The sequence below is a fragment of the Halobellus clavatus genome (genome assembly GCF_900107195.1).
Lineage (GTDB): Archaea > Halobacteriota > Halobacteria > Halobacteriales > Haloferacaceae > Haloquadratum > Haloquadratum clavatum.
Window position 1 is genome coordinate 1 of sequence record NZ_FNPB01000011.1, and the last position, 25488, is coordinate 25488.

Consider the following 25488-nt stretch of genomic DNA (forward strand, 5'->3'; position numbering starts at 1 on the left):
AACATTGCGTTCGGGTGACGCGGACGCGTCGCCCTTGCCCGCTACGCTTTCACAGCGTCAGCTCTACCCGACCAACAATCTGCTTCCGAAGAGCGTTAATCTTATCCCCTAACGCTCAGTGGTGTTTAGCTACTTGACTTCGCACGTTATGCTGTTGGAGCACGTAGAGACTACGTGAACTGCTGATGCTGCCGATCACGTCGTTCTTGTCGTGTACTGAGCCAATCGACCAGTTCAGGTGCTTCTCAACCCGGCAGAAACCCACGCCAAAACCTACGTGACAGGTCTTGTTGCGGCCAGCAACAAGACCGTTCAGGGCATCTCGAACATTGTTCTCCCAGCCAAGAGCGAACGAGCCCTCAACAAGTTCCTCACCGAGTACGATTGGGACGAAGACCAGCTCAACAAAGAACGACTTGAGTTGCTCCAGCAGACCGATGAAACGCGCTGGGGCAGTGAAGGTGTCGTCATCATCGACGACACCTTCACGCATAAAACGGGCGACAACATCCCTCACGCTGGGAAATTCTACGATCACGGTATTCACAGCTACATCTGGGGACAGAACCTCATCTACGCACTCTACGCCGACGAGAAAACCACCTATCCTCTTGGCTTCCGTCTCTACGAGAAAGACGACAAGCGGCGTGTCGAACTCGCCATCGATCTCGTTGACGAACTCATCGAGATAGGTGTCCCCGCGGACACCTATCTCTTCGATATGCTCTACTGTTCGGAGGAGTTCGTCACTTACCTCGAAAGCTACGGGAAAGAGTGGGTGTCTGCGGTCAAGAGCAATGCGTACGTCACCTACGGTGGTGAGCGTATCCGTGTCGATGCGCTCGGCCAGCGCATCGACACAGTCCCGCGCACGATCAACGGCGAGACCTACCATATCTGGACACAGAAGCGCGAAGTCGGCCGTCTTGGCGAGATGAAACCGCCGATCACCGAGAAGGAATCAAGCGACGAAGACGAGGAACCGAGCGTGAAGTACATCGTATCGAACAAGATCGACGCACCAGCGAGCCATCTCATCGAGTTGTACGCGATGAGATGGCGCGTGGAGACGTTCTTCAGAGACACCAAGCAGGACCTTGGTTTTGGAGACTGCGAGTTACGGCATACCGCAGGTGCCAGTCGGCACTGGCACCTGCTAATGCTGGCCTACAGCCTCCTCAAGTTCAGTGCTGCACACAGCGCTCTTGGAACACTTCTCGCACACGCGAGTTCACTCCGCAACGACGTCAAGCGATCCTTCCGCGAAAGCGTTCAAAATCTTCTCTCCTGGGCACTCAACAGCCCTGACCGCAGCATCGACGAGCTAATGCACCAGACCGACGGTATGTTCGTCTAACGTGCGAAGTCAAGTAGCTAAGCGTCATAATAATATCGAATGATGAATAGTTCGAAGACAGAATTTTGCAGATTAAATTAAATCCTAATATCCAAAACTATCTGTCTATTATGTCAAGGTCCGCGAGTCCTTGCCGAAACCAGACCACGACACCGTTCTGGAAGTAAATGAAGAGAAGAATCAATAGAGCTCCGAAGAGAGCAGTTCGCCAGTTACTCGCATATGACGCAAGTACTTGTTCAATCGCTACGACGATCACTGCTCCAAAAACTGGCCCAAGAGTTGTTCGGAGACCGCCTACGATAAGTACAATAAGTATCACCACGTCTATCGCAAAGAATGAGAATGCACTGGGAAGGATATAGCCTGCCTCCTTTACAATAAGTGGTCCAGTGAACCCAATAAGGAACGCCGAGAGGAATCCTGCGACCATCTTGTATCTGTCTACGTCGATTCCAATTGACTCTGCGGCCAATTCGTCTTCACGAAGGGCAGCAAATGCTACACCGTATTTTGAGTTAATTAAACGAACATAGAGAAGAAGGGAAACGAGAAGCAGGATAAGAACAAGATAGTAGACTACTACTTTATTTCCAAGTCCAGTAACTGCAGTGATTGATTCAAGTGACAGTACATCGTAGCTAAAACCAGTAGATCCTCCAGTTATATCTCGCGCCCCTACGTATATTTCTGTAAGTACGAATTGAAGACTGAGAGTAAGAATAGCAATAAGAACAACAGTGAAATTCCGTTTCGCAGAGATCCAACTTACAAGAAGGCCAATACCTCCTGCAAGGATGGCAGCCAGTGGCAAAGTAATCCAGGCCGATAGCGACAACCAATCGGCAAGGAGTGCTGTCCCATAAGCACCAAAGCCTGCTAACCCACCACTGAATAAAAACAGTTGATCTGTCTGGCCAAATACGATATTGAGAGCTACGGCTAGTACTGAAATAAGGAGTATGCGCGCTAGAATTCCCTCATAATAGCTACTTCCAAGAACCGGAATTGGCGCAAGAGCTAGCACTACAAACGCTATCCAAATCCCCTTATGATCGTTATCGAGCATCGACATTATGCTAACACCTCCGGCTTTGCCAACAGAGCTACGATTGCGGTAACAAACAAAATGATGGTAGCGACATATGAACCAACAAAGAAATTAGCGAATTGATTCACTGTCCCAAGAAGTAGTCCGGCAACAACAGCTCCTCCAATACTGCGAACACCGCCAACAATAGAAACAATAAGTGCGAACGATGTAAATTCAAACCCAGTTCCAACGGAGACTGTTGTTCCTGATGCCCAAATGAGACCTGCTGATCCTGCAACGACTGTTGATAAGACGAAAATTAACGAACGAATCCGACGGATATTCACTCCCACTAGTTGCGCGCCGCGTTCATCCTGGAATATTGTTCTTGTGGCTTTTCCAAGAAACGTTCGTCGGAGGAAGATTAGTAATATTGCTAATATGAATCCGCCAATAAGAATAATCGCAATCGAAGAACCAGTTAGGATAATTTCACCAATCTGAATCGACGAAATGTCTATCGGAAGATCATATTGGGACGGAAAAAAGTTTGTTAGAGTCCCTTCTAGTAGAACATCAAGGCCAAGTGTTATGAAAATTCCAAGGAGGATCCGATCTTCTCCAGTGGATTGATATACAATCTCAAGCAGCGTTCTATCGACAACGAGGCCAACAAGCCCGATAAACAACAGAGCCGTAACGAGTCCTAACGCAAGGCCAAGACCACTATTGATAGCTGTTCGTGCAGCTAGAACGGTGAGGACAGCAAATATACCGATAGCCAAGTTCAAGACTTCCCCCAACCCAAACACGAGTGTAATACTCACACCCAATAGTGCTAAAACCACCCCATAAGCTAAGCCGTCTACAGTTACCCCAATTAATGTGCTGGTAGCCACCATATCGATAGATAGTGCATAACTCAGTAATGTATGTGTTTCGGTTGCGTCGGAGACTCAGAGGCCAAGCGGTGGTTCCCTCTGCTAGAATAGCTGCCCTCGGTTAATCAAGAAATCAAAACGAGATGCGTGCAGCGGTTTGTACACCTACGGTTCAGGAGCCGGCAGTGACTCCGATTTTCCAACCACTTCCAGATGGTAGTCGCCGTCTGAATAGTATGACGGCGCACCCTCTGTTAATCGACTATACTGTATAACTAAATTCCGGAATTCTCCCCATTCCGTATATTCAAGCGGGTTTTGATACATTACGTCGAAGGAATTGTTCCGAATGTAATTTGCAAGTTCGGTGGGGTCTCCGCTTCCTTCCCTCACTGCTTCAGCTACCATCATTGCGTTAATATATCCAATCGGTGCATACGTGAACATTGTTGCGTCATATTCTTCACCGTATTGCTCACCAAGAGTAGTAAACTGATCTGAAGTTGGAACGGCTAGGTGACGAGTAATGACGTCAGTTGCACGTGAACCTAGTGCGTCAATGATTACACGCTGAGGTGGATCAACACCCAGAATTGGTTGTTCCATCCCTAGGTCCGCCATTTGTGATGCCGCAGATACTGAACCGGGAGGATGACCAACAAAGTCCATCAGTTCGACATCATTTGGCATCTGTCGCAGATAAGATCGGAAATCACTTGTACCAACTGGGGCTGCCTCAATAGTCAGCTCAATATCGTCTGGTGTGAATTGTTCCAGGGCAGCTTCAATTGAGCGTCCCCACGCATAATCAGCAACAATAGCGCCTACAGAGCTAATGTTATTTTGCTGAAAATATTGTGCATCAGCTCGCCCGTGTGATTGGGCCTGTGGCCATCCCGTTCGAAAAACATAGCGAGTATCTCTGGATAGAATCTCCGATGATCCGGCAACGGCTAACAGGTTAGGAACTTGCAGCTCTTCTGCAGTTTGAGCAGTCCGAATACCGACGTCACTGGAAACAACACCAGTGGCTACGACGGCACCATCTTGTTCGACGTGCCGTCGGAATGCACTGTCTGCTTCACCTGGGTCAGCCCCTGTATCTGTAACCACAATCTCAATATTCTGGTCCAGCATATCGCTGTTGTTGATCTCATCAACACCGAGTCTTAATCCGCGTAGATGCTCAGTTGCCCAAGGGGAAAAGGGCCCAGACTGAGGTTCCAAAGCGGCTACAGTAATTGGTTCTGAGGATCCACTTCCTGATCCTGTAGTGGTCCCCCCACCGTTTCCACCATTACCGTTGTTTGAATTACCAGCACATCCTGCTATCGAAGCTACACTTCCTGCTCCAATTAATTTAAGGTATTTCCGTCTCTCCATATACAGAGTTGCCTAAGAGAGTGTGCCTATTTAATTATTACCATTCAGAGAGTCAGATATGCTAAATAATACCACACTGTGATTATTTCTCAAGCTATCAACGTTAGAAAGGCATATTGATTGAGTGAAGATAATATGATGAATTTCTAAGGGGAAAGTCCTATTGGGAAATTCGTTATAAGCGAACGAGTTACTTAGTTTCTCAAAGAGCTGTAGAAGCGGTTTGACGAGTCATTCGAAATCTCAATAACGTTTGACAGGCCACCAATTACAAAACTGGGACTGTAATGATACGGCTATTTTTAGTGAATCTATTGTTCGGTTATAACGGATTTTGGCGGTTGGCTCCAGTACTGGCTCTAAATGGCAGAGTTCCGTTTAATTAGCTATAATAATATTTGTATCGGCAACCGCCAATATATTAGAATAAAATTGGGAAAGGTTGCTACCATTGCAAATGTGTTTTATTGTTGTGCCCTATTGGTAGAAATATGGAAAAACAGGATGCTCCACTGACGACAGTGACTCAGGCATTTGATATCCTCGATTTTATTGAAGAAGAAGGGGTGGTTGGTCCCTCTGCAGTTGCAAAGGAGTTTGACGTTAGCCGGAGTACAGCTCACGAGTATCTTGCTTCGCTTAAGGTGACTGGCTTCGTAGTTGGGAAAAAAGGATCATATGAAATTGGATATCGATTTTTAAAGCGGGGTAGTTTGAAAAAATATAGGAACAAATTTTACCATTCATCGAAAGTCGTATTACAAAAATTAGCTTCTGAAACTGGGGAATTAGCACATATTGGGGTCGAAGAAGATGGGGAGTGGGTACTGCTTCACGATGAAGGTAGTATTACCTCGGTTGAGCTAGGTACATACCCTGGGTTTCGGGTTCCCCTTCATACTCAGGCAGCCGGCAAGGCCCTCCTAGCTGCGATGCCAGAACCTCAGGTAGAAGAGATCTTAGATGGGAATCTAAAGAAAATGACAGAGAAGACGATCACTGATGTCGATCAAATCTATTCAGAACTCAACCAAATTTCTACAGACGGATACGCTGTTGACTGGAATGAGCAAGTACTCGGTGTTGGGTTTGTTGGGTGTGCTGTCAATTGTGATGATGAATTACTCGGAAGCCTTTGCGTTTCCTGCCCAACCGGGCGGCTAAAAGAGGAAAACTACCGCCAGTCGTTGGTTCAGCAAGTACAAGCTGCTGCTGACGAGATTGCACTAAATTGTAGGTATGATAACTAGCCACTCATAGATTGAGGTGTAATCTTGGTTCAGCACGACCTCTTTGGGACTGTTGCTAACTTTAAGAACTCGTTCGTAACTACGCAAGTACGTAGACCGCTTGATCTTCGGTATAGGCTTGAGATTAACACTTTATTTTTACCTCCTCGGATTCTTCTCTGTTCTATACTCAACTCGTACGAATAAACAGTAAGAATAAAGAGTGATTATGATGAAGGCTCGGCTGCAGTATGAGCGAGCACAACAATCGCAGTCTTCCGACTGTAGAAGAACTTCGAGAGAACCAGACTGATTATCACGTCGGATGGAGAAAACGTGAGTTTTCGGGGTGGGTTGATGAGCAGGTCTCCTGGAAGGAAACTTGCTATATCGGAGATTGGTCCTTCCTTCCTGAAGCTAGGCTCAAAGGCCCAGATGCAGAAAAACTGCTTTCTGAACTATCTGTAAATACGTTTGACGATTTCGCCATTGGTCAAGCGAAGCACGTTATTCAATGTAACGAACAGGGTCTAATTGTTGCTGAAGGTCTTCTTATGCGTCTCGATGAGGATGAATACAGTCTTTCTGCGAACCCTGCCTTCTGGACTGGATATAAACTAGCGCAGAGCGATTATGACGCATCTTGGAAAACAGTCGATACTTTTAATTTCCAGGTTCAAGGTCCAAACTCCCTAAAAGTCCTTGAGGAGTTAGTAGATGGCTCACTCCGGGATATTGACTTCATTCATTTCGCAGATGTAACGATAGAGGATCAAAAGGTGACTGCCATTCAAGGCAATCGGAACGTGACCGCTATCCGAATGGGAATGGCAGGCGAGGCAGGGTTCGAACTTCAAGGCCCTGCTGAATATGCTGATGAGGTATGGAATGCAGTGGTCGAGGCTGGGGAAGAATATGGCCTCGAACAACTAGGTGCTCGGACAGTTATGATTAATCACCTAGAGGCTTGCTTCCCCACGAGGGGTAGAGATTACCTTCCTGCCATTTATCACAGTGGGATGGAGGAGTTCAATCAGTGGAAGTTAGAGAACGGCGGAGGATATACTGGAATTGTAGGGATTGCTGGAAGCTTTGAAAGTGACGAAATTACAGACTACTATCGTAACCCAGTAGAGATGGGTTGGAAGAGGAATGTCGCCTTAGATCACGACTTCATCGGCAAAGAAGCACTTGCTGAAGAAGTTGAAAATCCAACCCGGGAGATGGTAACCTTAGAATGGAATAGTGAAGATGTAAATGACGTATCTGCATCTCTCTACCGTGATGAAACACCATACCAACCGATGGATATGCCAACCGAACAAAAGTGGAATATGCGTGCAGACAAAGTTCTCAGTGATGGTGAACTAGTTGGTATTGCTACCTCACGGGGGTACAGCTACTACTTCCGCAAAATGCTCTCACTCTGTACGATTGATGCTGAATACAGCGATCCTGGCACTGAAGTGACTGTCATTTGGGGCGATCCAGATCAACGTCAGAAAGAGATTCGTGCTACTGTTGCCCCTGCTCCCTATAAGGAAGATAAGCGACGAACCAACCTTAATGAGTTCGCTTGAGATAGAATCATTAGACCACGCCAAAATGCCAGGTTCACAATAGTCTAGCATACAAACTTAAACAGATAGTATTTATATGGTACTGAAGATCATTTATATCAGAAACCTAATTCACGCACCTCATTGATAGATTACAGCGATTTCCGTGGAGTCTGAATGTATTGCGATCAAAATCGTGATGAGGTTTAATTAATGGAAACTAGCTCTCAAGGCTCACAAATCGATTCGATGATAGGATGGCTCATTGTCGGTCTTGGATTATGTACTCTAACTTTGATTTGGGGTACTGTATTCACTTTTACAGTATATGCTAACGAGCTAAAAGCTACCTTTGGTTTATCGGAATTTCAAACGTCCTTCATATTTTCAATAATGACATCATTATTTCTAGTTGCAGGTGGACTTCTTGGTATCCTCGTTGCACGATTAAAACTTCGAAAGGTAGTATTATCAACCGCCTTTGGAATAAGTATCGCAGTATTATTGTTCCAAATAGTCAATTCATACCTAGGGGTTATCATAGTATTTGGATTGATTGGTACCGCTGGTGGCACTGCGGTGATTGTAGTAATTTCTCTCGTTCCACAGTGGTTTGACAAGTATCAAGGTAGGGCGATGGGCGTTACACTGACGGGGAGTGGTCTAGGAATATTATTACTTCCATTCATATGGTTGTGGTTATTTGAGCGCACTAACATTCGTGTCTCATTCATTGTAGTTGGCGGAGTCACAGCAGGAGTATTGTTTATAGCTAGTATTGTGTACAGACGTCCGTTTGACATCAAAAATAATGATCTAGACCTAGTTGACTTGGGTTGGGTAATTGAAAATATAACAAATATTAGATTTATGACTGCTATGGTCGGGTTTGCACTTTTATGGACCTGGTATTTTGTTTTATCTGCAAAGCTAGTTGATATTCTCTCTACTCTGGGATTTTCAGATACTCTTGCCACTGCTGCGTTTGGTTTTATTGGCGGAATTAGTATTTTCACACGAGTTAGTAGTGGGATTATCGCTGACAGGTTTGGGCTCCGAACTACATTTATAGGAGGCGTAATTCTTGCCGGAGGAGGTCTTCCTCTACTTTTAACTTCAAATTCTCGTACTGGACTGTACATCGCGTTACTGGTCTTCGGTATTGGATTAGGTGCGATCGCCTCACTCTACTCGCCAATACTCATTCAGCAGTTTGGCCCCCAAAATGCTTCAGCAATTATTGGTACCTTTACACTGGCAGAGGCTTGTACGGCCTTTCTTGGACCCCTCCTAATAAACTCTCTATTTGAAGTGACCGGTAGCTACTCTCTCCCAATTATGGGACTAGCCTGTATCACCTTCGTTGGAGCAGTTTTGTTCTACTGGGGTACTGACTTTACACCAGTTTGAATGAATCACTTTATAGTAGAGGACCTCGGGGTATGCGGAGGTTCAATCGCTTGATCCAGATTACCGGACGCTGGGGGCGACGAGCTGCGTCGAGAACGACGATGGGTGTCGCCTCGATATCTTCAACTGAAGTGGTACGCGGAGTTTCCTTCCACAACGAACGAGCGAGACAAGTGAGTAGGGGGTTGAAGAGCGCGGTCATATCGGCTACACACTGATCTATAAGTAGCAACAGCCTCACATTGAAATTGTGACAGACGGCTACGTGCGGCGGACGGCAATTACTCGCCTCTCGGTAGATGGCGAGCAATGCGAGTTGCTTGAGGAAACCATCTCTGAGTGGAAGCGTGGTTGCCAAATGGCCACGGATATGGTGGGGAAAGTGCAACGCCAAGAGTGACGTACAGCCCCTCGCCTATGACACAGTACGCGACGTAACCAACCTTGGTAGTCAGCACGCGATTCTCGCCACCCACCAAGCCGCCAAGCCATCACCGGCTGCATCGAACGTCGAAACAACGGGAAGAAGGTCAGCAAGCCGTCGTTCACAGCACTAACGGTGAAATATGACACTCGGACTATGACGCTGTTTGATGACGATACGGTGTCGCTCTCTACTACGAAGAACCGCGTTCGGTGTGAACTTGCTCTGCCCGACGCCGACGATGGCTACTAACGGCAGTACCTCAAATCCGACAAATGGAGCGTCACGGAAAGCACGCTCACCGCCCGGGACGGCGACTACTTCCTGCATATTGGCTTTCGACGACCCAAAAATGACACCGAGCGGAACACCGCTGAGGACGGAACGGTTCTCGGGGTTGACCTCGGTGTCGAAAACCTCGCTATCACCAGCACCGCCTACTTCTTCAGCGGCCGTGAGTTGACCCATAACCTCCGCGAGTTCGAGAAGGTACGCGCCGGACTCCAGCAGGCCAGGACGTGAAGCGCCCACCGAACGCTCGAACAAGCGAGTGGCCGCGAGCTTCGCCACATCCGCGACGTACTCTACCAAGCGTCGAACGCTATCGTAGACGAATCACTCCGGTACGACTGTGACGTAATAGCATTCGGAAGACCTAACTCATATGCGTGACCGCACGGGCGCGTCGTGGGGGCACGTGGGCGTTCCAAACGCTGTATCAGCTGAGGTAACTGCCTCGGCGTCCCCGTTGTAGAGAGCACTCCACTCTTCCTCTGTAGCGTAGTAGGTTTTCCACGGGAGAGTTTCCGTGTAGGCCTTCCTTTTCGGTAGACCGTCTTCTTCTGGGTTTTCGCGGTCGATCCGTTCGGTTTCCTCGAGGACGGGGTCCTCAAGACCGTAGCGAGTCTTGAGTGACGGACTCCGCTTCTTGATATGCTGGATGATTTCGTCCGGCGTGACCTCAGTTCGAATCGTCTGCGTACCTTCGACGTAGAATTCTCGGCCACGACCGACCATCCCGGGCGTCTTGGGCGCGGTCCAACGCATCGCGGACGGCAGCCGGGTCTGAGCCACTACTCATCGTTGCCGCCTTCCTCGAGGAGGAGTTTTTCGACGGTCTCGAACTTGTTGGTCGTAAAGATTGGGATGCCCGAGACGACGATCTCCCGGATGTCCTCTGTGTAGGTCGGGATAGCTTGGACTGCTTCGACGTTGATATCGTAGGCGTACCTGTTCCCGTTGAAATCGGCGTCTTCTAAATCACGAGCGACAGCGTTCGCCTCTCGCTGTTTTGCGGCACGGTCTCCCTGAGTGAGTACCCAGATGTCGAGGTCGCTACGTCGGTTTGCTTCCCCTCGGGCAACACTCCCGTAGAGAATGACACCTACGACGCCGTCGCCAACCTCGATGGCTGCTGGCACCTCTCCATCCGGGAGATGAAGCCGGAGTTCATCGGACTGCTGGCCGAGGGCATCGACTTCCTCGATGCTCACAAGACCGACTTGATGCATCAGCTAGGCGGTGCCCGCAACTTCGGCGCAGGGATCGTCGACTGCCGCCTGATCAACCCGCTCTACGAGGAGCGTGAACTGAATCGCGTCTTCGACCGTGGGAAGGGCAACACGAACAAGATGGACGAGAAAGACGACCAGTGGGAAAGAGGAGTACCGCCCGGCGTTCGTGGAGGCGCTGGAAGAGCGCATCGAGGAGGGGCTATGAGCGACGACACGATGGTGGCGGTCTACCACCACGATGCTCACAAGATGAACGGCCAGCCCCACGACTACGCCCCGGAGACGTTCGCGGGCGTTCCCGTGAACCAGACGGTTCCTCACGGCGCGGACGGCGATGCGTCGGCACTCAGCCGGCCCAGCGGCCAGCCTGAACAGACCGTCGAGAACCACGAGACGCTCTACCGGCTGTCCCTCATCGAGGGCGAGAGTCGGTACGACCCACAATAGTTCACGCGCGACTACAAGGTCGGTAGCTCATATCCAAAGACAGTCTTCGTTTACGCCGAGGATGCCTCCGGTGAATCCCTCTCCCACAATGCACTCGAAGCCATCCTTGATGATCGGAATCTCTGGTCGGATGCGCTCACTCCCGTCCTCCTCCCGAAAGGTATCGAAGAAGACCAAGCAACCTGGTACTCCGCGTTCCAATTCCGTCCCCCGGAGCGTGCACCGAGCCTCCGCCGGGTCAAGCGCCAGCTCGACCGCGTCTTCGACAACGCCGAGATCTATCACGAAGGCCCATTCCTCGATGTGCGAATCTGGCACGAGTAGCCGCACCACCTGTTGTTTTTCACCCCCATCTGAAGTGAGGTGCACAAAATGCGATCGTTCCTTCCACCGTCAGAATTCGATCTCTCGGATCTCCCCGAGAGACTCGATGTCGAACAGCAGCTCAAAAACCGACAAGGAGTCCATATGGCGTTTGCGACGACAGCCCTCACGGTCGACATACTCGGTCGTGATCAAGGCGAACGCCACAATGCCCTGAAAGGACTAGTCCAAGCGTGGGACTACCTTGCCCGCCAGTACGGCGAGGATGTCCACGTCGAGTACACCGGGAAGCCGTGGCAGACGCTCAACATCGACGTCATCGATCGCGCCGGCGAGCCCGCAGCAGGAGGCGAAATCACCCAATACGGTGTGCTCAACACGGAACGAGACATCCTCCTCAAGCTCGGTCAGTTCGGCCCGACACTCACAACGAACCGTGAGAAGGCGGCCAAGCAGGCACAGGCGGACAGCCACCTCAAGCTCGTCGAGGTCACGACCATTCCGCTCGATCAAGAGAACCCACTCTCGCACTAACCAAAGGAGAATATGACCTCAGAACCCCAGCGCCAGCTTCCCACCGAAACGTCCGACGCCGTCTCCGCACACATCGCCGCCAGTGAAGAGGCCAGTGACCTCACCTTCCAAGACGCCATCGAGGCGCTCCGAGAAGGGATCGATGGCTACGGGGACCGGGTTCACGCAACCGCCGAAGTTCTCCGCGCCGTCGACGACCTCGGGATCCCGAACAACATCCTGACCCACCCCCGCGTCGAACAAGGTATCTGGCGATACAGCCACGACGCAGACACCGTCCGCCGCGAGATCGAGATCACCATCGAGCGCGAGGCAGACGACGACATCACCGCCGACGAGATTGTCGCCGCTTATCGCGTTGCCGCCGCCCGTCTCGACACGCCTATCGACGTGGACTAACCCACCACGTCCAAATCCGCTAGTAGCCCCGCGGGGTGTCAAACCCAGCAGCTCCCTTCTCAAGCCTCCCATGACAGTCATCGTCATCAACATCAAAGAAGAGCGAATCGACTCCGAAGATCAATCCCCCTCAGACGTTCTTGAGTCACTCCTCATCCCCACCAAATCGCCGGACGATGATACTGTCGGTCCCGAGTACGTCCAGAAACTCCTCCGTCAGCTTCCGTCCGACGCACTCAAAATCCGGCAATCAATTCACGAACCGGACTGGGGATTCGGAGAGCCCTGTCCCGTCTGTGGGACCGAAGCCCTGAGCGCCATGACGGTCAGCGAAGACATTTACAACTCAAGTCACGGCGAGTTCGAGTACGTCAAGACTGGCGACGCGAACGGTCCCGTCCTCTCGGTTATCTGCCCCGAGTGCCGGACGTACCTCTCGCACGTCCCGTACCAAAATCTGACCACCTGACCGATGGCATCCATCGACACCGATCCCGACATTACCGTCGGATACTCACGGCTCTCGCCAAACGCCGTGTGGTGCTTCTTCTACGAGATCGACGATGTCCCGACTCTGACCGCCGCCGAAGAACAGGGAGAGGCGTGGGAGGCCCTTCTCGACGGCGACCGCGTCGGAATGGCAGTCGTCGATACCGTCGGAATGCCGTTCGTGAGTCGAATCGCCGTCACACCGAACGCGCGACGGAGAGGCGTCGCGACCGCAATTCTGGACCGGCTCCAAGACAAGTATTCGCGCCTCCGCTGTCGCGTTCACAAGGAAAATCTGGCAGGTATCAGACTCGTCGAATCCACCGCGTTCCACCGGAAACAGGAGGGTCGCCACGGCGAGCTCCGGTGGTACGATATACAGGTCAACGACGTCGAGGAGGGAGACCAACTCGACACGGAGAGCGACACTACCGCGGTATCCTCGACGCCCGCTTCGACGGCGTCCCTATCAGGAGGTAACCAATGATCGACCACGACACCCGTATCAACCCCGACTGGACCGTTGCACAGCTCCTCGATCTCTACGACGGCCATACGTACGAGACGAAGCACGACCATCCCGACCGCTTCATCTGTGACTTCTGCGCCGCTGGCGTCGCCTATTCGAGCACTCCCCGTGTCGCACAGTACGTTACCGACCGCATCCTCAATCCCGACCATCCCGTCTGGCAGTCCAAAATGCGCGAGCATCCCGGGAAGCGGCCGCTCACACCACTCGCGACCTACTGCGAGGACTGCGCCGCGCGCCGTCTCTACTTTCCGTGTGAGGGTTTCAACGAGGCCCGAGTGTTCTTCACCCTCAAGGAGGATCGCACGATGTCGAATCCCGAGGTTACGGACATCTCGTCGGCCGACGACGGGATACCCTGGAACCCCCGTGAACTCTCCGAAAAGATCACAGGCGTCCCTTGGGAGGCGAACGCCATCCTTGCCGGGGATGAACTCTGGGGGCCCGAAAATATGGTCACAGTCTTTCTCTCGATGGGGAGTGGCGTCGACATCCGCGAACTCGTTAAGTGGGACGGATCACTCGATCCGCAAGTCCTCGGCCACGCACGCCGTGAGTATCGTGCGTTCACTCGGAAGATGCTCGAGAAGGGACAGACTCGAACTGCGTTCCGTGACCACGTTCGCGGAGACAACTGATGTGTGGCACTGCCGAGAGGTGGGTTTTTTCGTCGCCGATAGACAGCGAGCGCCTCTTATGACCGACTCAACCAGAACTCCTCAAGCGCAGCTCACGGACCTCGACTACAAGGGACACGTCCTCGAACAACCTCCTGCGGAGCGAGTAACGGCTTCCGTAGAGACAGCCGAAGACCTCTATGCGGCAGACGAAGGCGACCTTCTCTGGATCGATGGCACCGAATACGCGGTCGTCAAACGAAACTTCGGGATCTTCCACAGCCCGCTCTCGGTCGTCGACGAAGACGGCACACAAGGACGGCTCATCGGGGGCACCATCAACCAGCAGTCGTCGATAGCCGGCATCGCGTGGACACACGACATCCCCGGAGACGACGACGATCGCGCCCCACAGCCGAGTGACCTGCTTGCGCGGTTCGACCGCGTCTACCGCCTCGAGGAAGACCGCCTCGACTGTCTCCACGCCTGGACGCCCGATAGCGACCATCGCGTCTGCCCTGCGTGTGAGGAACGCAGTGGCGAACCGATACGTATCGAACAGCAGGCCGGCAAGGCCGTCGAACTCCGGCAGTGTACGAACACCGACTGCCAACACATCTATCGGTACGTTCGACCCTTCCCGGAACCGGATACCGCAGCCCTCCTCATTTCTACGGGCACAGTGGACTCTCCCGTGCTCGGGTCGGAATACACCACGAGTGAAACCGTCGACGAGTATGAACTCTCAGGGGTCTTCCGCTGTACCGAGCAGGACGATTTCAAGTTCCTCGTCGAGACGAACCGTGGTCGCGACGACGGCTTTTACTTAGCCTCTGAAGTCGCCGCATTCTGCAACCCAAAGCTCGATCACGACGATCCCGACGACCGTTTCGGTACCGTCACCGTCGACACCAACGACCGCACTGGGGGAACAGTCATTCGATGGCGCGACGCACCAGGTAGTCAAGCGAAGATGACCGTCGAGTTTCAGGAACTCGTCGGCGGAACGAGCTCGCCCACGCCGGACTACGACCGCGCTCTCGACTGGAACCTCAACCGAGACGCGCTCATCGCAGTTGTCGATCAGACTGGCTCAACCTGTTCCGACACGTATCCTGACCCTCCCTCTCAACAGAGCACACCCAACGATTACACAACTGCCTGACTCACCCGACCGTTAATACTAGCGAGCCTACAACCGATACACACGACGCGAACAGCGATGGCCACAGATAGTACATTCGAGGAGGATGTCATCCACCTCTGGCGAACGCTCCGCTCTGTCGTCCTCGTACTTGTCTTCATCTTTGGCGCGATCATTACCAGCCTCATCGTCGGCTATGTGGGCATCGTCGTTCTCGATCAGGCCTTCCCAGTTGCCCAGCGGTCAGAGACGGCACGCTTCCTCGCTTCCGCCGCGTTTAGTGAACTCGGATACGCGATCTTTGTCGGTGGTCTCCTCTCCTGGAAAGCGGACCTCCTCCCCGCAGGCCTCCGCTTCCGTCGTCCGACCCGCCGCGACGCTCGCTGGATACTCGGCAGCATTCTCGTGATGATTGTCACAGAATACGTACTCACGTCCCTCTTCACGTTTTTCAACGCTCCAACCGCACAGAACGCGACTGCGATCGAGGCCACCAAACACGCCTCCCTCCCTATGTTCGGCGGGCTCATCGTCGTATCCCTTCTCATCACTGGACCCTGCGAAGAAATCCTGTTTCGCGGCCTCATTCAAGGGTATCTCCGCAGGTACTTCTCGGCCATCGGAGCAATACTCCTCGCCAGCCTCTTTTTTGCGAGCGTACATCTCTTCGCCCTGCAGGGTTCTTTGAGCGGCATCCGAAACGTCCTCCTCTCACTCTTTGCGCTATCACTCATCCTCGGCTTCGCCTACGAGCGTACCGACTCACTCTTCGTCCCGATCCTCATTCACGGTAGCTATAACGCTATCCTCTTCGCCAATCTCGGCCTCACTAGCCTCTACTAACGGCCGTCCCGATCTCACCCAAGCCATCCCGCTGTTCACACCTATTCTACCGGTATTTTTTAATATCGGATATACGACGAGTGGGCTATGCGTTTCGCATTAGCAGAAGCAAACTGGGGAGACGACGACGGCACCACGTCGCTCGCAATCGTCACGCCAACAGGCCTCGATCGGCCCTCAGAGTACGGCCGGGCCGCAACGGGCTATCAAACCGCTGAAATCGGCTACGAATTCGACTCCACATACGATCCAACCGTCAACGACCACCCCGATCCGACTCCCGTCATCTTCTACCCCAACGAACTCCGCGACATCATTACGGAAGTCCGGAATACGCTCCCTGTTGATCCATTCTCACCCGCGAACTTCGATGTTCTCGTCGACTGGGCTGACAACCAGGAGGGTGGAGAAGGGCTTCTCGCGGAGATCGGTACAAACGAAAAGGGGAAATGGTGTAAGCAGCTCAAAATGCTCCGAAACGACGGCGGCCACCCCTATCTCAAAGTCCAGCGCGGCGCCCACCACACTTGGCTCCGCGGATCGCCGACCCTCGGTCGCAAAGAGTTCGAGGGCGTCTTCGGAAACGTCACCGTCATCTGACACGAGAATCAGTCCCCCTTCGGATTGACAGGCGCGATATACTCGTTCTTCCAAGTGTCACCGTCTCGCCATTGCCAATAATAATACCTGTATCCCTGTTTCGGCTCCTTCACCGTGATGTAGGTCCCTGTAGCAGGGACATCATCGTAGTCGTCGGGGTCCATCGAGACACCCTGCTCCTCAAGGTCTTCGACGACATCATCGTCGACAGCATCCTCGGGAGCAGTATCTGGAGATGCAGGTGGTTGCTCCCGCTTCCAATCGGCAAGAGCCTGTGCGTAGTCAGCCAAGTCCTCCAGCTCCTCGACCGATAATTCATCCACCACGTCTCGAACGTGTGCCGGAAGGTCAGGTCCAGAAGGTCGCTCAGTGTCGTCCGTCATTAGTTACCCCACAGAGGGGCATAGCCATAACTATTGTGGGGTAAATTGTGATGAGCACTCTCCAGTTGCTTTCTCGCCCCCCACAGGAGGTGGAGGTAACTACGGATGTCTACCCACCAGATCACCCCGGCGGACGAGCACCTCCCACCGCTCGAACTTCCCCCAGGCGCGCTCGACGCATCGCACCCTGACTATGAGAACACCACGGGTAATGACCCACCGGAGATCGAACCGATCGAGCACCGCATCCGTCTCGACATCATCGAGGCTGGCGGGCTCTTATCTCACGAGACCCACCCTCCCACCCCGCTCGCCCGGCAGTACATCCAGAAAACGCTCGTCGATACTTACGAAAGCGAACGCCGGTTCTTTCCCTCCTACGACCGCCTCGATAACTTCCTGGGCGAGGCTCCTGCCTTCCTCACAGGTGAGCTCGAACCACATTACCGCGAGCTCGAGCAGATTCGCGCCGATCGCCGAAAGTGGTACACGGAGCTCATCCCGAAAAATCTCGACACTATTCAAGGAACAGCCGACTCCCTCCTCCCCCTCCACGCAAACACTTTCCACGGAGTCGTCATCGTCGACGCGAACACCGATCCCATCGAGTATGCCGACGAACACGACCTCGATGTAGACGACATCATTCGGGAAGCCCAGCTCGATAACCACATCCTGCCCGCCGAATACGGGGTCACTCTCCCGGCGCCACTTCTCGTCGGGGAATTCGCCAGCGGGTCCACTTACGCATTCCTTCCCTGGTCAGACGCTGTCGTCTGTGGCTGTCCCTACAAGCAGACGAACAAGTGGGCGGTGATGTGCAAGCACGAGCTCGCGGCTGCGTCCCGTCTCGCCAACGCTTACGAAGGAGACGTCGATGCCAAGTACGTTCTCCCGATCGACGTCGGTGTTGACATCCCGCAGCGCGCCCGCCGGTTCGTCAGCCCGACCGTCGCAGCCACTCACACGCCCCGGAAGCAACGGTGATCACGATGACGCCTTCCATCACAGACCCGGGGAGCCACCCCCAGCTGCAGTGGCTCATTCGCGGGTCGCCCGCGATTACGCTCACTGAAGCTCTCCACAACGCCATCCCTGTCGAGGTCCTCGACAACACCATTGTCGACGCTGACGCCTACTATCACGTCGCGACAGACACCATCATCGTCGTCCAATTCGATACGGTCCAAACCGTCCTCGAACGGGACGGTGCTCCTCTCCGCTGCCCACACGACAACGACCCGGCTTCTTGTCCGTCGTGTGCTACTCAAGGAGACACGACCGATTGCGATTCACTCGATAGCACCGACCACCATCCACACGATCCGTCACCAGCCTGTTCGTGAGTGCCGATGTCCTGCGGACTTCACACGTTCGACGAGAGCCTACCCAAGCACTCCACTCCTCCTGACTATGCAGATCGACACAGCCACCCTCACACAGATCCAGGAGTATCGCGTCACCGCCGACCCAATCATTGCAAGCGACCACGCCACCGGCACCGCCAACCTCAAGAACGGTATCCACGAGGAACGCCGCACACTCGTCGAGGATACATCAGTCGGTGAACGTGTGCCCGTCGCGACGTGGGGTGAGCTCACAGCGCTCTGTTCGACAGCCTCCCTAACGCACGCCGCGTTCACGAACGCGAGGTTCGTCCGCCTCTATCAATACGCCCTCCGAGAATACCTCGACAGGATAGCTAGCGACGACCAGAACGCGAACGCGATACTTCCCTCGAACTTCCCGGTCTTGCCGGCGGACGATGAGACGCACGAGTACGCCCGTGAACTCCGCGAGGCGCTCAAGCGCGACCGCGACCGCTGGTTCACCGAGCACGTCGACGAACTCGACATCGAAACCGACGGCGTCCCGACGGCATTCTGGCTCCACGATTCCACGACGACAGCAGCAGAACTTCTCGCCGAGTGGTACGCGGTCGGTGAAGTCTCCGACCAGCTTCTCCAGAGTCTCCCCAGTCTCCCCGGACAGACTCCCGGAGAGAACCCTGAGACAGCCGAGAGTGCAGCCACCCAGACAACCGACGAGAGTGACCCGGCACAGGCCGGTCTCGATATGTTCTGACTGACTTTGTGAAATCGCCAAAGTCTGACAATCTTTCCACCGCCATCGATACATACAGAAAGTACACTTACTGCTCAATTCAGATTATGATCGGACGGCCACGAGGCCCGCGAGAACAAGTAATGCACCAGTGGCGATTGCGAACAGCGGCGTGCTGAGACTGGAGGGCGAATCAATGGTGAGCAAGAGCGCAGTGCCCGAACAGCTTAACGCGATGAGTGCACTGAGGATCTCGATATGGCGTGGCTTAGCAGTCCCGGTGCGGACACTGCTATACAGGGCGTGTCCAAGCACAGCGACTGGAAAGACGCCTGCGACCACGAGCGCGAAATGGATTGCAATCACGCCTGCCGTGTCGAGTACCGGAATGCTGTTACTGACAAGCGTCCCGAGAGCGTACAATCCGAGTAAGCCAACCAAGAGGACTGCGAGTAAGCGTTCGACACGATTGGCCGACAGACGCGGGGAGTGAGACACTATCTTACCCATGCAAGAAAACCTCGTTCAGAAAGTCTTAAAGTCTCCGACAAGAAGCCCGGGGAGGCAACACTAACTGATTAGTTCGCACAGCGGAGTCTACAATATGGTTACTCATTCGAGCAGACGTTCACGGTCGGCCGTGGTGCGTTCCATGTCTTCGGTTTCGAGGAGCTGGTCAAGGCGTCGCTGAAATGCTTCGTCGCTGAGCTCGCCCTCCGCGTATCGTCGTCGGAGTGTTTCAATTGCAGTCTCGCTTGCCTGGTTTGGTTCCCGTTCGTTTTGTGGCCCTGCCGTGGGTGCTGCGTTCGCCTGTCGAACGACGCCACGTGTTAACTGCCCGGCGACAACGAGGGTGACGACACTAACGAGGAGAAACAGGAGTCCTGTTGCGGCGTTACCAGTCAGTCCGATGAGTCCCAATACCAATGCTGGAACGCCAATCAGCGAGGCGATGATTGCGACAGCGGTTCGACCGGCAGGACTCTCCGGGGCATACTGGTGGACCAATTCATACATCATCTACATCGTAGCAATCCCACTACAAAAGCGCCCGGAAGCCGGACAATCCACTGCACCACTTTGAAGAGTTAAGCACTCTAGAGTGGTGCGGGTCGGCTAGAAGCTCGCACAGGCTGAGAGCAGTTGGGTAGTCACTTTCCTTGGAGGCCATTACACCACAATCGGTCAATACAGAGGATCTATCTGATGTTTCAATTATGTAAAAATACTTGTGAGTAAATCACTATACAGCAGACAATGGTACAAGATCGAGTCATTCTCCGGCTGAATCTCGTTATCTGGCTTCTATTCGTTATGATAGCAATGGACCTATGGCCAGTTCTCCGGATGACGAGAGGTATCATTGTTATCATAGCCGTGACGCTGGCCGCGGTTCTCTATTGGTTACTTTACAAATTAGAGTAGGATTCCACGATTGCTCAAGTCGCAGGGACTATGTAACGGCTGTTTCACCGTGAATAGTATCTAATTAATAGTATTTCAACAGAGGCTTCTAACCCGTCTCCGTTCGAGGATGCCCATAGCAGTCACGGTGTACCGTGAGCGACCCCGCCGGGCCAGTAATCGTCGCCAACGCCAAGCGGATGTCCCGTACATCACCGTCGACGGCCTCTAAACGGTCATTCTCACCGGCCTCCTCTAAGAGACAGCCGTTGAAGCCAGCTCTCGGAACGCAGTCGGGCGATTTTTTTCCTCCAACTGAAATCGAGAGTGGTTTCATGCCTGCACAGTCACCCACGACGACCGAGAGGGCGTACTCTGCGTTCGTGCGTCGGTACGGCTTCCCCGGCCCGGAACGTCAAACCATCCCCCAGCCCCGCTCAACTAGGAGGGCAAGTCGATGAGTATCTCGCCGGCGCAGCCATCGGTCGAGTCCGCCAACGAGCCCGCCTTCCCTACGGGTGAGCGGAGTCAGCTCAGTGACCTATCGGACATCTACGAACACGGGGCGCTCGCTCTCATCGGGTGTGGGGCCGCAAAGCGCGACCCAACCAACGATGACGACATCCGTGTGGCCTCGGTCCGCCCCGACGAGTCCTTCGGCCCCGACTGGAGGGACGAAACCGGGCCCGCGTGGAAGGCTCGCGATCTCTACACCTCGAACTATTTCGGCCTGAAGAAGCAGTTCGCCAGACGCATCACCGGCGTCGAGGGCGGCCGAGACGGCGCCAGCCCATGGGCGATTCTCTCCGCCAAACACCACGTCCTCATGCCCTGGGAGGACGTCAAGTACTACAACAAGTCGATCGACGAACTAGGTGGCGACGAAACGAATCCCGACCACCGCGACGACAACCCCTACGGCCTCCGGCGGCCGGACGGCCGCGAAATCGTCACCGAACTCGACCAGTGGACGCGGCTCGTCGCCTTCGGCCTGGTGAAGTGGATTGCGCCCTTCCGCGCTGTCCGCGACACTCCGGAAACGACGAACGCGCAGACGCTCTTCATCCTCGCCGGCCAAGACTACATCAACCCACTCCGCGACCACGGCGTCTTCAAGTACGGGATCTCGAGGATGACCGGCAATCCCAACCAGCTCACCGAATTCCCCCTCGAACCCCGCTTCCTCTTCGAGGAGATCAACAATGACGGCATCGGCGACCAGATGAGCTGGCTTTCGGACGCCGTCAACCGACTCGACGAGCCCGCAGCGCCCACAGATCAGGTGACCTTCGAAGGGTGGTCGCCATGATGGAGAACGCTATTCTTGCAGCCTACACCTCTACCGAGACCGAACCGGAAGACACGGCTTCACCATCGCTCGAAGAACGCCTCCTTGCGGCCGTCTCAACGACGCTCGGCCTCCGCCTCATTCCTGGAACTGGTGAGCCCTTCTACCTCAAGAACCGAGGAAAGGAACGTTATCTCTTCCGTGACGACCACGCCCACTGGTACATCCTCCAGCCGTCAGCAAAGGCTTCCGAGGAGGCCTATGTTCGCTGGGTATTCCTCCCGGAGGATAAGCCCACGTACCTCGCTCGCACCGGCCTCGAGCATCACACTGTCGTCGGTTACGACTATGTCCGCCGATTCGAGGCTCCTGACCCAGTCGAGACTACAGTCACTGCGAAGGAACTCACGGTTAGATGGGGCGAAACCACCTATGAGTGCGGTGGGTGCGGCGAAGACTTCGACGAATCACTCGATCACGCACTCCACTGCTGGGAGGAACATCCGTGGATACCGACGCCTGGCCAGATTCGTCTCGAACGGGAGAGGTAACCGATGTCAGTCATCTCAGATGGCACTATTGGCGACCAAGCGCTCGAAGATCTCTGGGATCGCCCACTCGCACTCGATCTCTTCGCCGGCGCCGGGGGCGCCTGCCGAGGCCTCCAGACGTACGGCCATCACGGGCTCGGCTGGGAAGTTATCGGCATCGACGGTGACCCGCGGAAGGCTCGTTACTACCCTGGCGTCTTCGTCAAGCACGATCTGACCGAGGGACTTCCCTAGTTCGTCGACGACTACGCCGACCAGATCGAAGTTGTCTGGGCCTCTGCCCCCTGCACGTTCGCGACGGATCTTCAATTCGCACGTTCCGGAGAAAACCTCATCCCGCTCGCCCGCGACCTCTGTCAGGAGATCGATCCGCCGGTGTGGATACTCGAGAACGTGCCGGGTGCTCGCGATCATCTTGAGAATCCCGTCCAGTTCTGCGGGTCAGCGTTCGGTCTTGGCGTCCGCAAACACCGGCTCTTCGAGACGTCGTTCTTCGCGCACGGGACGCCGTGTTCGCACCCCGAGAAGTTCGACTACGCAATCGGCGACCGCGAAGCCCCGGTGACCGGCTACCGGCAGGCCCACGGTCTCTCCCCGCGTGCCCCGTTGCCCGCGAAAGCCCTCCGTGAAGTCATCCCACTCGCCTACATCCACGAACTCCTCGATCAATACACCCACTACGCCCCACACACCTACGAAACCACTCACTCGGCCGACCACACTCCAAAATGCCAGTAAGACCACCGCTTCCCGATAGCGTCTCACCTCCCTCTACTGTGAATGGGTGGGTCTACGACGACGAGGCTTCGTGGAACGCTCACGTCTGGACAGCTCCCGATGCCCCTCAATCAGTCGCCATCTTCGACCACTTCGACGAGGTAGCTGTCAAAGCCATCGACGACCGCGTACAAGGCCTCCACAACCGCGCTCCGGTCGCGACCGTCGACGCCGTGGAAAACGACCGTTCGGCTAGTGTTGTCCGAGCGATCGACAAAGCCGTCGATTGGATGGAAGCTATCTCTCCCGGCGCTTGGAAGCACCCTGCTGTCAACGAGGCTGTATTCGACCCACCACCCGGTTACGAACTCACGCACTACTACATCGAGAGCAGAGAGGTGATCGTCTACTACCATCGAGAAGGTACTCACGAAGATCAGCGACCTACGGGGAGCACGACCGCAGACGGTCTCGAAGTGACTACTGAAACATATCCGTACCTTGTCGTCAAAACGTGGCGAGGCAGCGGGAACGCTACCGTCGCGCTCGCCCCGTGGGACTATGCACACGAAACTGAGATGGTCGACGTCCGAAATCCACCCGACGGGTGCGGACTCGACATCTCACTGACGATTGCTCGCGACTATGTTGCCGCCGTAATCGGCGATGACACCAATCCGCCTGCCGTCGGGCAAGCAAACCTCACAGCGTGGACACAGTAGTTTACCATCCATACACTGTACATCACACCCTTCACCGAGAATTTCTCACCCTCCACGAAGAGTGGAGGTTCTATCGATAGATGCATCAGCTTATCCGCGTACTTGTTCCCGGTACCACTCAAGACGATGCCCTCGCCCGCGCTCACAGTGCCCTCGACAAACTCGTCGGTGTCGGCATCGATACTGCCAGTGTCTACGACTACTACGGGACGTTCGAACAGGCGGACTCGCGTTACAAGCCGTACGTCGCGAACGTCATCAGTGACGGCAGCTCTGAGACTGTCGACGAGACAACGGTCGCTCCAACGTTCCCACTCGACAGCGAAGAGGGACAAGCACTCCTCGATGATGCGCTCGAGGAACAAACGGAGGAGTTCGGAGATACATTGTCAAAATTTCAATCGAAAGTCGACGATCTCTCCGTTGAGGACGTGATGAACAACGTCGACGGAGTACGATTCCACCTGGGACAGCTCGCCGAATGTCGAGGACCGTCAGTGTACATCTATAACGAATACGGAGGCGGTCTCGTATCACCGAAGGCCGTCGACAAATACGTCGATCGCCTACACAACGCCTCGTCCGGTACTTCCGGCGGCGACGGTGACGCCGCAGCGGCCACAAAAGGAGATGAGCAGATGTCCCGGGGATGGCTCGTCCCCGCCGACGTCCATTTCTAGCGCGTTATGCCGAGTGAGCCACAGCTCTTCGAGACGCTTAACGACCCGAATCGGATAGCCTTCCGGGTAGAGCTCCCTGACGGGAAATCAACAGCGTTCGCGACGACTGGACGGACCGACGTTGCAGTCGGCGAGCAGTACTGGAATTCCTACGACGGCGAACTATACCGCGTCACGATCATCGACGACAAGACGGTCGAAGCAGTCCGCGAATTCGGCTGTGGAGATATCCCCCGATCAGTCTCCTTCGACTGTGAGTGGTTTACTCCAGACGGTGACTCCCTCCACCACATCGCTCCGGAGACCGAGTAACCGCCATCACTCTATCGGCTCACCAGTATGTCAGCACTTGCTTTCCCCGTTCGCGACGGTTCGGAACCAGCACCTCTTGACCATTCCTCGCTGGCCAGCAACAAACCAACCGAACTCGCATCGACGATCCGCGCCGGCGACCACATCTTCGAGCGAACCGTCACCGACTCTCGAAATCAGTTCCCCATTCCCGAGGTGAAGGCTGTTTACCGACGTCGCATAATTACTAACGTTGAGCTCACTCAGGAAGGACGTTCATTGGCCGTCCACTTCCAGGAACGGCTCCCTGCCGATGAGTCGATGGTCGCAGTGCTTCATTCGAGTGATCCCGAGTGGCGTACATACCCGCCAGCGGGAATGCCGGATTTCCCACGGCTGGACGTCGAACCTGATGAAAAACCGGATTGGAGGGTCTCCCATTGGGAACCCGAGCGTGTCACACCACCGCCCCTCCAAGACATCACCGACCTCACAGTCCACCGCGTTAGCGGACGAGGGAGTCGACGACTCATCAATCACCTTCTTATCGGTGGTCCGGACGGCCGCATCGACCACCGCCTCGGCGGTGTCGCGAAATGGAAGGCCGGATTCATCGCTACCCAGGATGGGCATCCGTACTCAGTGGCGGTGCTCGCGCAGCCGTACACATAC

29 protein-coding genes and 4 pseudogenes are annotated in these 25488 nt (G+C 54.3%); 23 read left to right on the top strand and 10 right to left on the bottom strand.

The window, feature by feature from the left end; all coding sequences use genetic code 11:
- The first annotated feature begins 185 nt into the window (after positions 1-185).
- Positions 186-1357 (top strand): annotated as a pseudogene (locus BLU74_RS14100) (IS701 family transposase).
- Positions 1358-1454: 97 nt separating this feature from the next.
- On the opposite strand, the gene BLU74_RS14105 reads toward BLU74_RS14100, so the two are convergent.
- The 3 genes from BLU74_RS14105 to BLU74_RS14115 form a co-directional block, all read right to left on the bottom strand.
- Positions 1455-2432, bottom strand: coding sequence for a branched-chain amino acid ABC transporter permease (locus BLU74_RS14105; RefSeq protein ID WP_089768452.1), 978 nt, complete (start codon positions 2430-2432; stop codon positions 1455-1457).
- The gene (locus BLU74_RS14110) at positions 2432-3292 is read right to left on the bottom strand and encodes a branched-chain amino acid ABC transporter permease (RefSeq protein WP_089768454.1); all 861 of its coding nucleotides are present in this window, start codon (positions 3290-3292) and stop codon (positions 2432-2434) included. Before BLU74_RS14110 ends, BLU74_RS14105 begins: the two co-directional genes overlap by 1 nt.
- 144 nt (positions 3293-3436) lie before the next feature.
- Complete coding sequence (locus BLU74_RS14115; protein WP_089768457.1) at positions 3437-4654, bottom strand: ABC transporter substrate-binding protein; 1218 nt, start codon at positions 4652-4654, stop codon at positions 3437-3439.
- A gap of 491 nt (positions 4655-5145) precedes the next feature.
- Between BLU74_RS14115 and BLU74_RS14120 the strand changes: the two genes are divergently transcribed.
- The 4 genes and pseudogenes from BLU74_RS14120 to BLU74_RS19385 all read left to right on the top strand — a co-directional run.
- Complete coding sequence (locus tag BLU74_RS14120) at positions 5146-5904, top strand: IclR family transcriptional regulator (protein ID WP_089768459.1); 759 nt, start codon at positions 5146-5148, stop codon at positions 5902-5904.
- A 230-nt stretch (positions 5905-6134) separates the two neighbouring features.
- On the top strand, positions 6135-7463 hold the full coding sequence (locus BLU74_RS14125) for a glycine cleavage T C-terminal barrel domain-containing protein (RefSeq protein WP_089768461.1): 1329 nt from the start codon (positions 6135-6137) through the stop codon (positions 7461-7463).
- A 192-nt stretch (positions 7464-7655) separates the two neighbouring features.
- Positions 7656-8852 carry an MFS transporter gene (locus BLU74_RS14130; protein ID WP_089768463.1) on the top strand — a complete coding sequence of 399 codons (1197 nt, stop codon included), beginning with the start codon at positions 7656-7658 and terminating at the stop codon, positions 8850-8852.
- A gap of 250 nt (positions 8853-9102) precedes the next feature.
- A pseudogene (locus BLU74_RS19385) lies at positions 9103-9998 on the top strand (RNA-guided endonuclease InsQ/TnpB family protein); the annotation flags it as partial.
- A gap of 351 nt (positions 9999-10349) precedes the next feature.
- Here the strand turns inward: BLU74_RS19385 and BLU74_RS14140 are convergent.
- Positions 10350-10769: a nucleotidyltransferase domain-containing protein gene (locus BLU74_RS14140; RefSeq protein ID WP_394327878.1), complete on the bottom strand. Its 420-nt coding sequence runs from the start codon at positions 10767-10769 to the stop codon at positions 10350-10352.
- Between BLU74_RS14140 and BLU74_RS19615 the strand changes: the two are divergent.
- Together BLU74_RS19615 and BLU74_RS14150 are read left to right on the top strand one after the other, a co-directional pair.
- Positions 10659-10995, top strand: a pseudogene (locus BLU74_RS19615) (hypothetical protein); the annotation flags it as partial. The gene BLU74_RS14140 and the pseudogene BLU74_RS19615 overlap by 111 nt on opposite strands.
- Positions 10992-11234 (top strand): annotated as a pseudogene (locus BLU74_RS14150) (hypothetical protein); the annotation flags it as partial. The pseudogenes BLU74_RS19615 and BLU74_RS14150, both read left to right, overlap by 4 nt.
- Before the next feature lie 30 nt (positions 11235-11264).
- On the opposite strand, the gene BLU74_RS14155 reads toward BLU74_RS14150, so the two are convergent.
- On the bottom strand, positions 11265-11606 hold the full coding sequence (locus BLU74_RS14155) for a hypothetical protein (RefSeq protein WP_089768468.1): 342 nt from the start codon (positions 11604-11606) through the stop codon (positions 11265-11267).
- Between the two features lie 3 nt (positions 11607-11609).
- Here BLU74_RS14155 and BLU74_RS14160 point away from each other — a divergent pair, with 3 nt between their 5' ends.
- From BLU74_RS14160 to BLU74_RS14195, 8 genes are all read left to right on the top strand, one after another.
- Positions 11610-12095, top strand: coding sequence for a hypothetical protein (locus BLU74_RS14160; protein WP_139175787.1), 486 nt, complete (start codon positions 11610-11612; stop codon positions 12093-12095).
- Positions 12096-12107: 12 nt separating this feature from the next.
- Entirely contained in the window at positions 12108-12494 is a 387-nt protein-coding gene (locus tag BLU74_RS14165) for a hypothetical protein (RefSeq protein WP_089768471.1), read from the top strand.
- Positions 12495-12564: 70 nt separating this feature from the next.
- Positions 12565-12963, top strand: coding sequence for a hypothetical protein (locus BLU74_RS14170; RefSeq protein WP_089768473.1), 399 nt, complete (start codon positions 12565-12567; stop codon positions 12961-12963).
- Between the two features lie 3 nt (positions 12964-12966).
- Positions 12967-13470 carry a GNAT family N-acetyltransferase gene (locus BLU74_RS14175; protein WP_089768475.1) on the top strand — a complete coding sequence of 168 codons (504 nt, stop codon included), beginning with the start codon at positions 12967-12969 and terminating at the stop codon, positions 13468-13470.
- The gene (locus BLU74_RS14180) at positions 13467-14150 is read left to right on the top strand and encodes a hypothetical protein (RefSeq protein ID WP_089768477.1); all 684 of its coding nucleotides are present in this window, start codon (positions 13467-13469) and stop codon (positions 14148-14150) included. The genes BLU74_RS14175 and BLU74_RS14180 overlap by 4 nt, the downstream gene beginning before the upstream one ends.
- Before the next feature lie 58 nt (positions 14151-14208).
- Positions 14209-15294 carry a hypothetical protein gene (locus tag BLU74_RS14185; RefSeq protein ID WP_089768480.1) on the top strand — a complete coding sequence of 362 codons (1086 nt, stop codon included), beginning with the start codon at positions 14209-14211 and terminating at the stop codon, positions 15292-15294.
- Between the two features lie 57 nt (positions 15295-15351).
- Entirely contained in the window at positions 15352-16116 is a 765-nt protein-coding gene (locus BLU74_RS14190; protein ID WP_089768482.1) for a CPBP family intramembrane glutamic endopeptidase, read from the top strand.
- Between the two features lie 87 nt (positions 16117-16203).
- On the top strand, positions 16204-16716 hold the full coding sequence (locus BLU74_RS14195; RefSeq protein WP_089768484.1) for a hypothetical protein: 513 nt from the start codon (positions 16204-16206) through the stop codon (positions 16714-16716).
- A gap of 8 nt (positions 16717-16724) precedes the next feature.
- Here BLU74_RS14195 and BLU74_RS14200 read toward each other — a convergent pair whose 3' ends face one another.
- On the bottom strand, positions 16725-17099 hold the full coding sequence (locus BLU74_RS14200) for a hypothetical protein (RefSeq protein WP_089768486.1): 375 nt from the start codon (positions 17097-17099) through the stop codon (positions 16725-16727).
- Between the two features lie 105 nt (positions 17100-17204).
- On the opposite strand from BLU74_RS14200, the gene BLU74_RS14205 reads away from it, so the two are divergent.
- The 3 genes from BLU74_RS14205 to BLU74_RS14215 all read left to right on the top strand — a co-directional run bounded on the left by BLU74_RS14205 (position 17205) and on the right by BLU74_RS14215 (position 19184).
- On the top strand, positions 17205-18086 hold the full coding sequence (locus BLU74_RS14205; protein ID WP_089768488.1) for a hypothetical protein: 882 nt from the start codon (positions 17205-17207) through the stop codon (positions 18084-18086).
- Positions 18087-18091: 5 nt separating this feature from the next.
- Positions 18092-18445 (top strand): hypothetical protein, encoded by a 354-nt coding sequence (locus BLU74_RS14210; RefSeq protein ID WP_139175789.1) that lies wholly within the window; start codon positions 18092-18094, stop codon positions 18443-18445.
- A 67-nt stretch (positions 18446-18512) separates the two neighbouring features.
- On the top strand, positions 18513-19184 hold the full coding sequence (locus BLU74_RS14215; protein WP_089768492.1) for a hypothetical protein: 672 nt from the start codon (positions 18513-18515) through the stop codon (positions 19182-19184).
- Positions 19185-19775: 591 nt separating this feature from the next.
- On the opposite strand, the gene BLU74_RS14225 is transcribed toward BLU74_RS14215, so the two are convergent.
- Entirely contained in the window at positions 19776-20180 is a 405-nt protein-coding gene (locus BLU74_RS14225; RefSeq protein WP_089768647.1) for an SHOCT domain-containing protein, read from the bottom strand.
- A gap of 844 nt (positions 20181-21024) precedes the next feature.
- Here BLU74_RS14225 and BLU74_RS14230 point away from each other — a divergent pair.
- Positions 21025-21876, top strand: coding sequence for a DUF6884 domain-containing protein (locus BLU74_RS14230; protein ID WP_089768496.1), 852 nt, complete (start codon positions 21025-21027; stop codon positions 21874-21876).
- Positions 21876-22406 carry a hypothetical protein gene (locus tag BLU74_RS14235; RefSeq protein WP_089768649.1) on the top strand — a complete coding sequence of 177 codons (531 nt, stop codon included), beginning with the start codon at positions 21876-21878 and terminating at the stop codon, positions 22404-22406. Before BLU74_RS14230 ends, BLU74_RS14235 begins: the two co-directional genes overlap by 1 nt.
- A gap of 15 nt (positions 22407-22421) precedes the next feature.
- Here BLU74_RS14235 and BLU74_RS14240 read toward each other — a convergent pair whose 3' ends face one another.
- A complete protein-coding gene (locus BLU74_RS14240) occupies positions 22422-22820 on the bottom strand; it encodes a hypothetical protein (protein ID WP_089768498.1) in 399 nt (132 codons plus the stop codon).
- Here BLU74_RS14240 and BLU74_RS14245 point away from each other — a divergent pair.
- A complete protein-coding gene (locus tag BLU74_RS14245; protein ID WP_089768500.1) occupies positions 22800-23144 on the top strand; it encodes a hypothetical protein in 345 nt (114 codons plus the stop codon). The genes BLU74_RS14240 and BLU74_RS14245 overlap by 21 nt on opposite strands.
- A 110-nt stretch (positions 23145-23254) precedes the next feature.
- On the opposite strand, the gene BLU74_RS18540 is transcribed toward BLU74_RS14245, so the two are convergent.
- On the bottom strand, positions 23255-23539 hold the full coding sequence (locus tag BLU74_RS18540; protein ID WP_139175791.1) for a hypothetical protein: 285 nt from the start codon (positions 23537-23539) through the stop codon (positions 23255-23257).
- A gap of 386 nt (positions 23540-23925) precedes the next feature.
- On the opposite strand from BLU74_RS18540, the gene BLU74_RS14255 reads away from it, so the two are divergent.
- Together BLU74_RS14255 and BLU74_RS14260 are read left to right on the top strand one after the other, a co-directional pair.
- On the top strand, positions 23926-24525 hold the full coding sequence (locus BLU74_RS14255; protein ID WP_089768504.1) for a DUF7995 family protein: 600 nt from the start codon (positions 23926-23928) through the stop codon (positions 24523-24525).
- A gap of 6 nt (positions 24526-24531) precedes the next feature.
- Positions 24532-24837, top strand: coding sequence for a hypothetical protein (locus tag BLU74_RS14260; RefSeq protein WP_089768505.1), 306 nt, complete (start codon positions 24532-24534; stop codon positions 24835-24837).
- Positions 24838-25092: 255 nt separating this feature from the next.
- Here BLU74_RS14260 and BLU74_RS14265 read toward each other — a convergent pair whose 3' ends face one another.
- Complete coding sequence (locus BLU74_RS14265) at positions 25093-25449, bottom strand: hypothetical protein (protein WP_089768507.1); 357 nt, start codon at positions 25447-25449, stop codon at positions 25093-25095.
- Positions 25450-25488 lie beyond the last annotated feature (39 nt).

Excerpts from the sequence above, each read along its gene's own strand:
- BLU74_RS14195 (WP_089768484.1), top strand. The coding sequence starts at position 16,204 with ATGCGTTTCGCATTAGCAGAAGCAAACTGGGGAGACGACGACGGCACC.
- BLU74_RS14120 (WP_089768459.1), top strand. The coding sequence starts at position 5,146 with ATGGAAAAACAGGATGCTCCACTGACGACAGTGACTCAGGCATTTGAT.
- BLU74_RS14180 (WP_089768477.1), top strand. The coding sequence starts at position 13,467 with ATGATCGACCACGACACCCGTATCAACCCCGACTGGACCGTTGCACAG.
- BLU74_RS14185 (WP_089768480.1), top strand. The coding sequence starts at position 14,209 with ATGACCGACTCAACCAGAACTCCTCAAGCGCAGCTCACGGACCTCGAC.
- BLU74_RS14130 (WP_089768463.1), top strand. The coding sequence starts at position 7,656 with ATGGAAACTAGCTCTCAAGGCTCACAAATCGATTCGATGATAGGATGG.
- BLU74_RS14230 (WP_089768496.1), top strand. The coding sequence starts at position 21,025 with ATGAGTATCTCGCCGGCGCAGCCATCGGTCGAGTCCGCCAACGAGCCC.
- BLU74_RS14200 (WP_089768486.1), bottom strand. The coding sequence starts at position 17,099 with ATGACGGACGACACTGAGCGACCTTCTGGACCTGACCTTCCGGCACAC.
- BLU74_RS14165 (WP_089768471.1), top strand. The coding sequence starts at position 12,108 with ATGACCTCAGAACCCCAGCGCCAGCTTCCCACCGAAACGTCCGACGCC.
- BLU74_RS14240 (WP_089768498.1), bottom strand. The coding sequence starts at position 22,820 with ATGATCGCGAGCACCCGGCACGTTCTCGAGTATCCACACCGGCGGATC.
- BLU74_RS14255 (WP_089768504.1), top strand. The coding sequence starts at position 23,926 with ATGCATCAGCTTATCCGCGTACTTGTTCCCGGTACCACTCAAGACGAT.
- BLU74_RS14170 (WP_089768473.1), top strand. The coding sequence starts at position 12,565 with ATGACAGTCATCGTCATCAACATCAAAGAAGAGCGAATCGACTCCGAA.
- BLU74_RS14125 (WP_089768461.1), top strand. The coding sequence starts at position 6,135 with ATGAGCGAGCACAACAATCGCAGTCTTCCGACTGTAGAAGAACTTCGA.
- BLU74_RS14175 (WP_089768475.1), top strand. The coding sequence starts at position 12,967 with ATGGCATCCATCGACACCGATCCCGACATTACCGTCGGATACTCACGG.
- BLU74_RS14210 (WP_139175789.1), top strand. The coding sequence starts at position 18,092 with ATGACGCCTTCCATCACAGACCCGGGGAGCCACCCCCAGCTGCAGTGG.
- BLU74_RS14260 (WP_089768505.1), top strand. The coding sequence starts at position 24,532 with ATGCCGAGTGAGCCACAGCTCTTCGAGACGCTTAACGACCCGAATCGG.
- BLU74_RS14215 (WP_089768492.1), top strand. The coding sequence starts at position 18,513 with ATGCAGATCGACACAGCCACCCTCACACAGATCCAGGAGTATCGCGTC.
- BLU74_RS14160 (WP_139175787.1), top strand. The coding sequence starts at position 11,610 with ATGCGATCGTTCCTTCCACCGTCAGAATTCGATCTCTCGGATCTCCCC.
- BLU74_RS18540 (WP_139175791.1), bottom strand. The coding sequence starts at position 23,539 with ATGGTAGTAGACGATCACCTCTCTGCTCTCGATGTAGTAGTGCGTGAG.
- BLU74_RS14225 (WP_089768647.1), bottom strand. The coding sequence starts at position 20,180 with ATGTATGAATTGGTCCACCAGTATGCCCCGGAGAGTCCTGCCGGTCGA.
- BLU74_RS14115 (WP_089768457.1), bottom strand. The coding sequence starts at position 4,654 with ATGGAGAGACGGAAATACCTTAAATTAATTGGAGCAGGAAGTGTAGCT.
- BLU74_RS14205 (WP_089768488.1), top strand. The coding sequence starts at position 17,205 with ATGTCTACCCACCAGATCACCCCGGCGGACGAGCACCTCCCACCGCTC.
- BLU74_RS14110 (WP_089768454.1), bottom strand. The coding sequence starts at position 3,292 with ATGGTGGCTACCAGCACATTAATTGGGGTAACTGTAGACGGCTTAGCT.
- BLU74_RS14235 (WP_089768649.1), top strand. The coding sequence starts at position 21,876 with ATGGAGAACGCTATTCTTGCAGCCTACACCTCTACCGAGACCGAACCG.
- BLU74_RS14265 (WP_089768507.1), bottom strand. The coding sequence starts at position 25,449 with ATGCCCATCCTGGGTAGCGATGAATCCGGCCTTCCATTTCGCGACACC.
- BLU74_RS14190 (WP_089768482.1), top strand. The coding sequence starts at position 15,352 with ATGGCCACAGATAGTACATTCGAGGAGGATGTCATCCACCTCTGGCGA.
- BLU74_RS14105 (WP_089768452.1), bottom strand. The coding sequence starts at position 2,432 with ATGTCGATGCTCGATAACGATCATAAGGGGATTTGGATAGCGTTTGTA.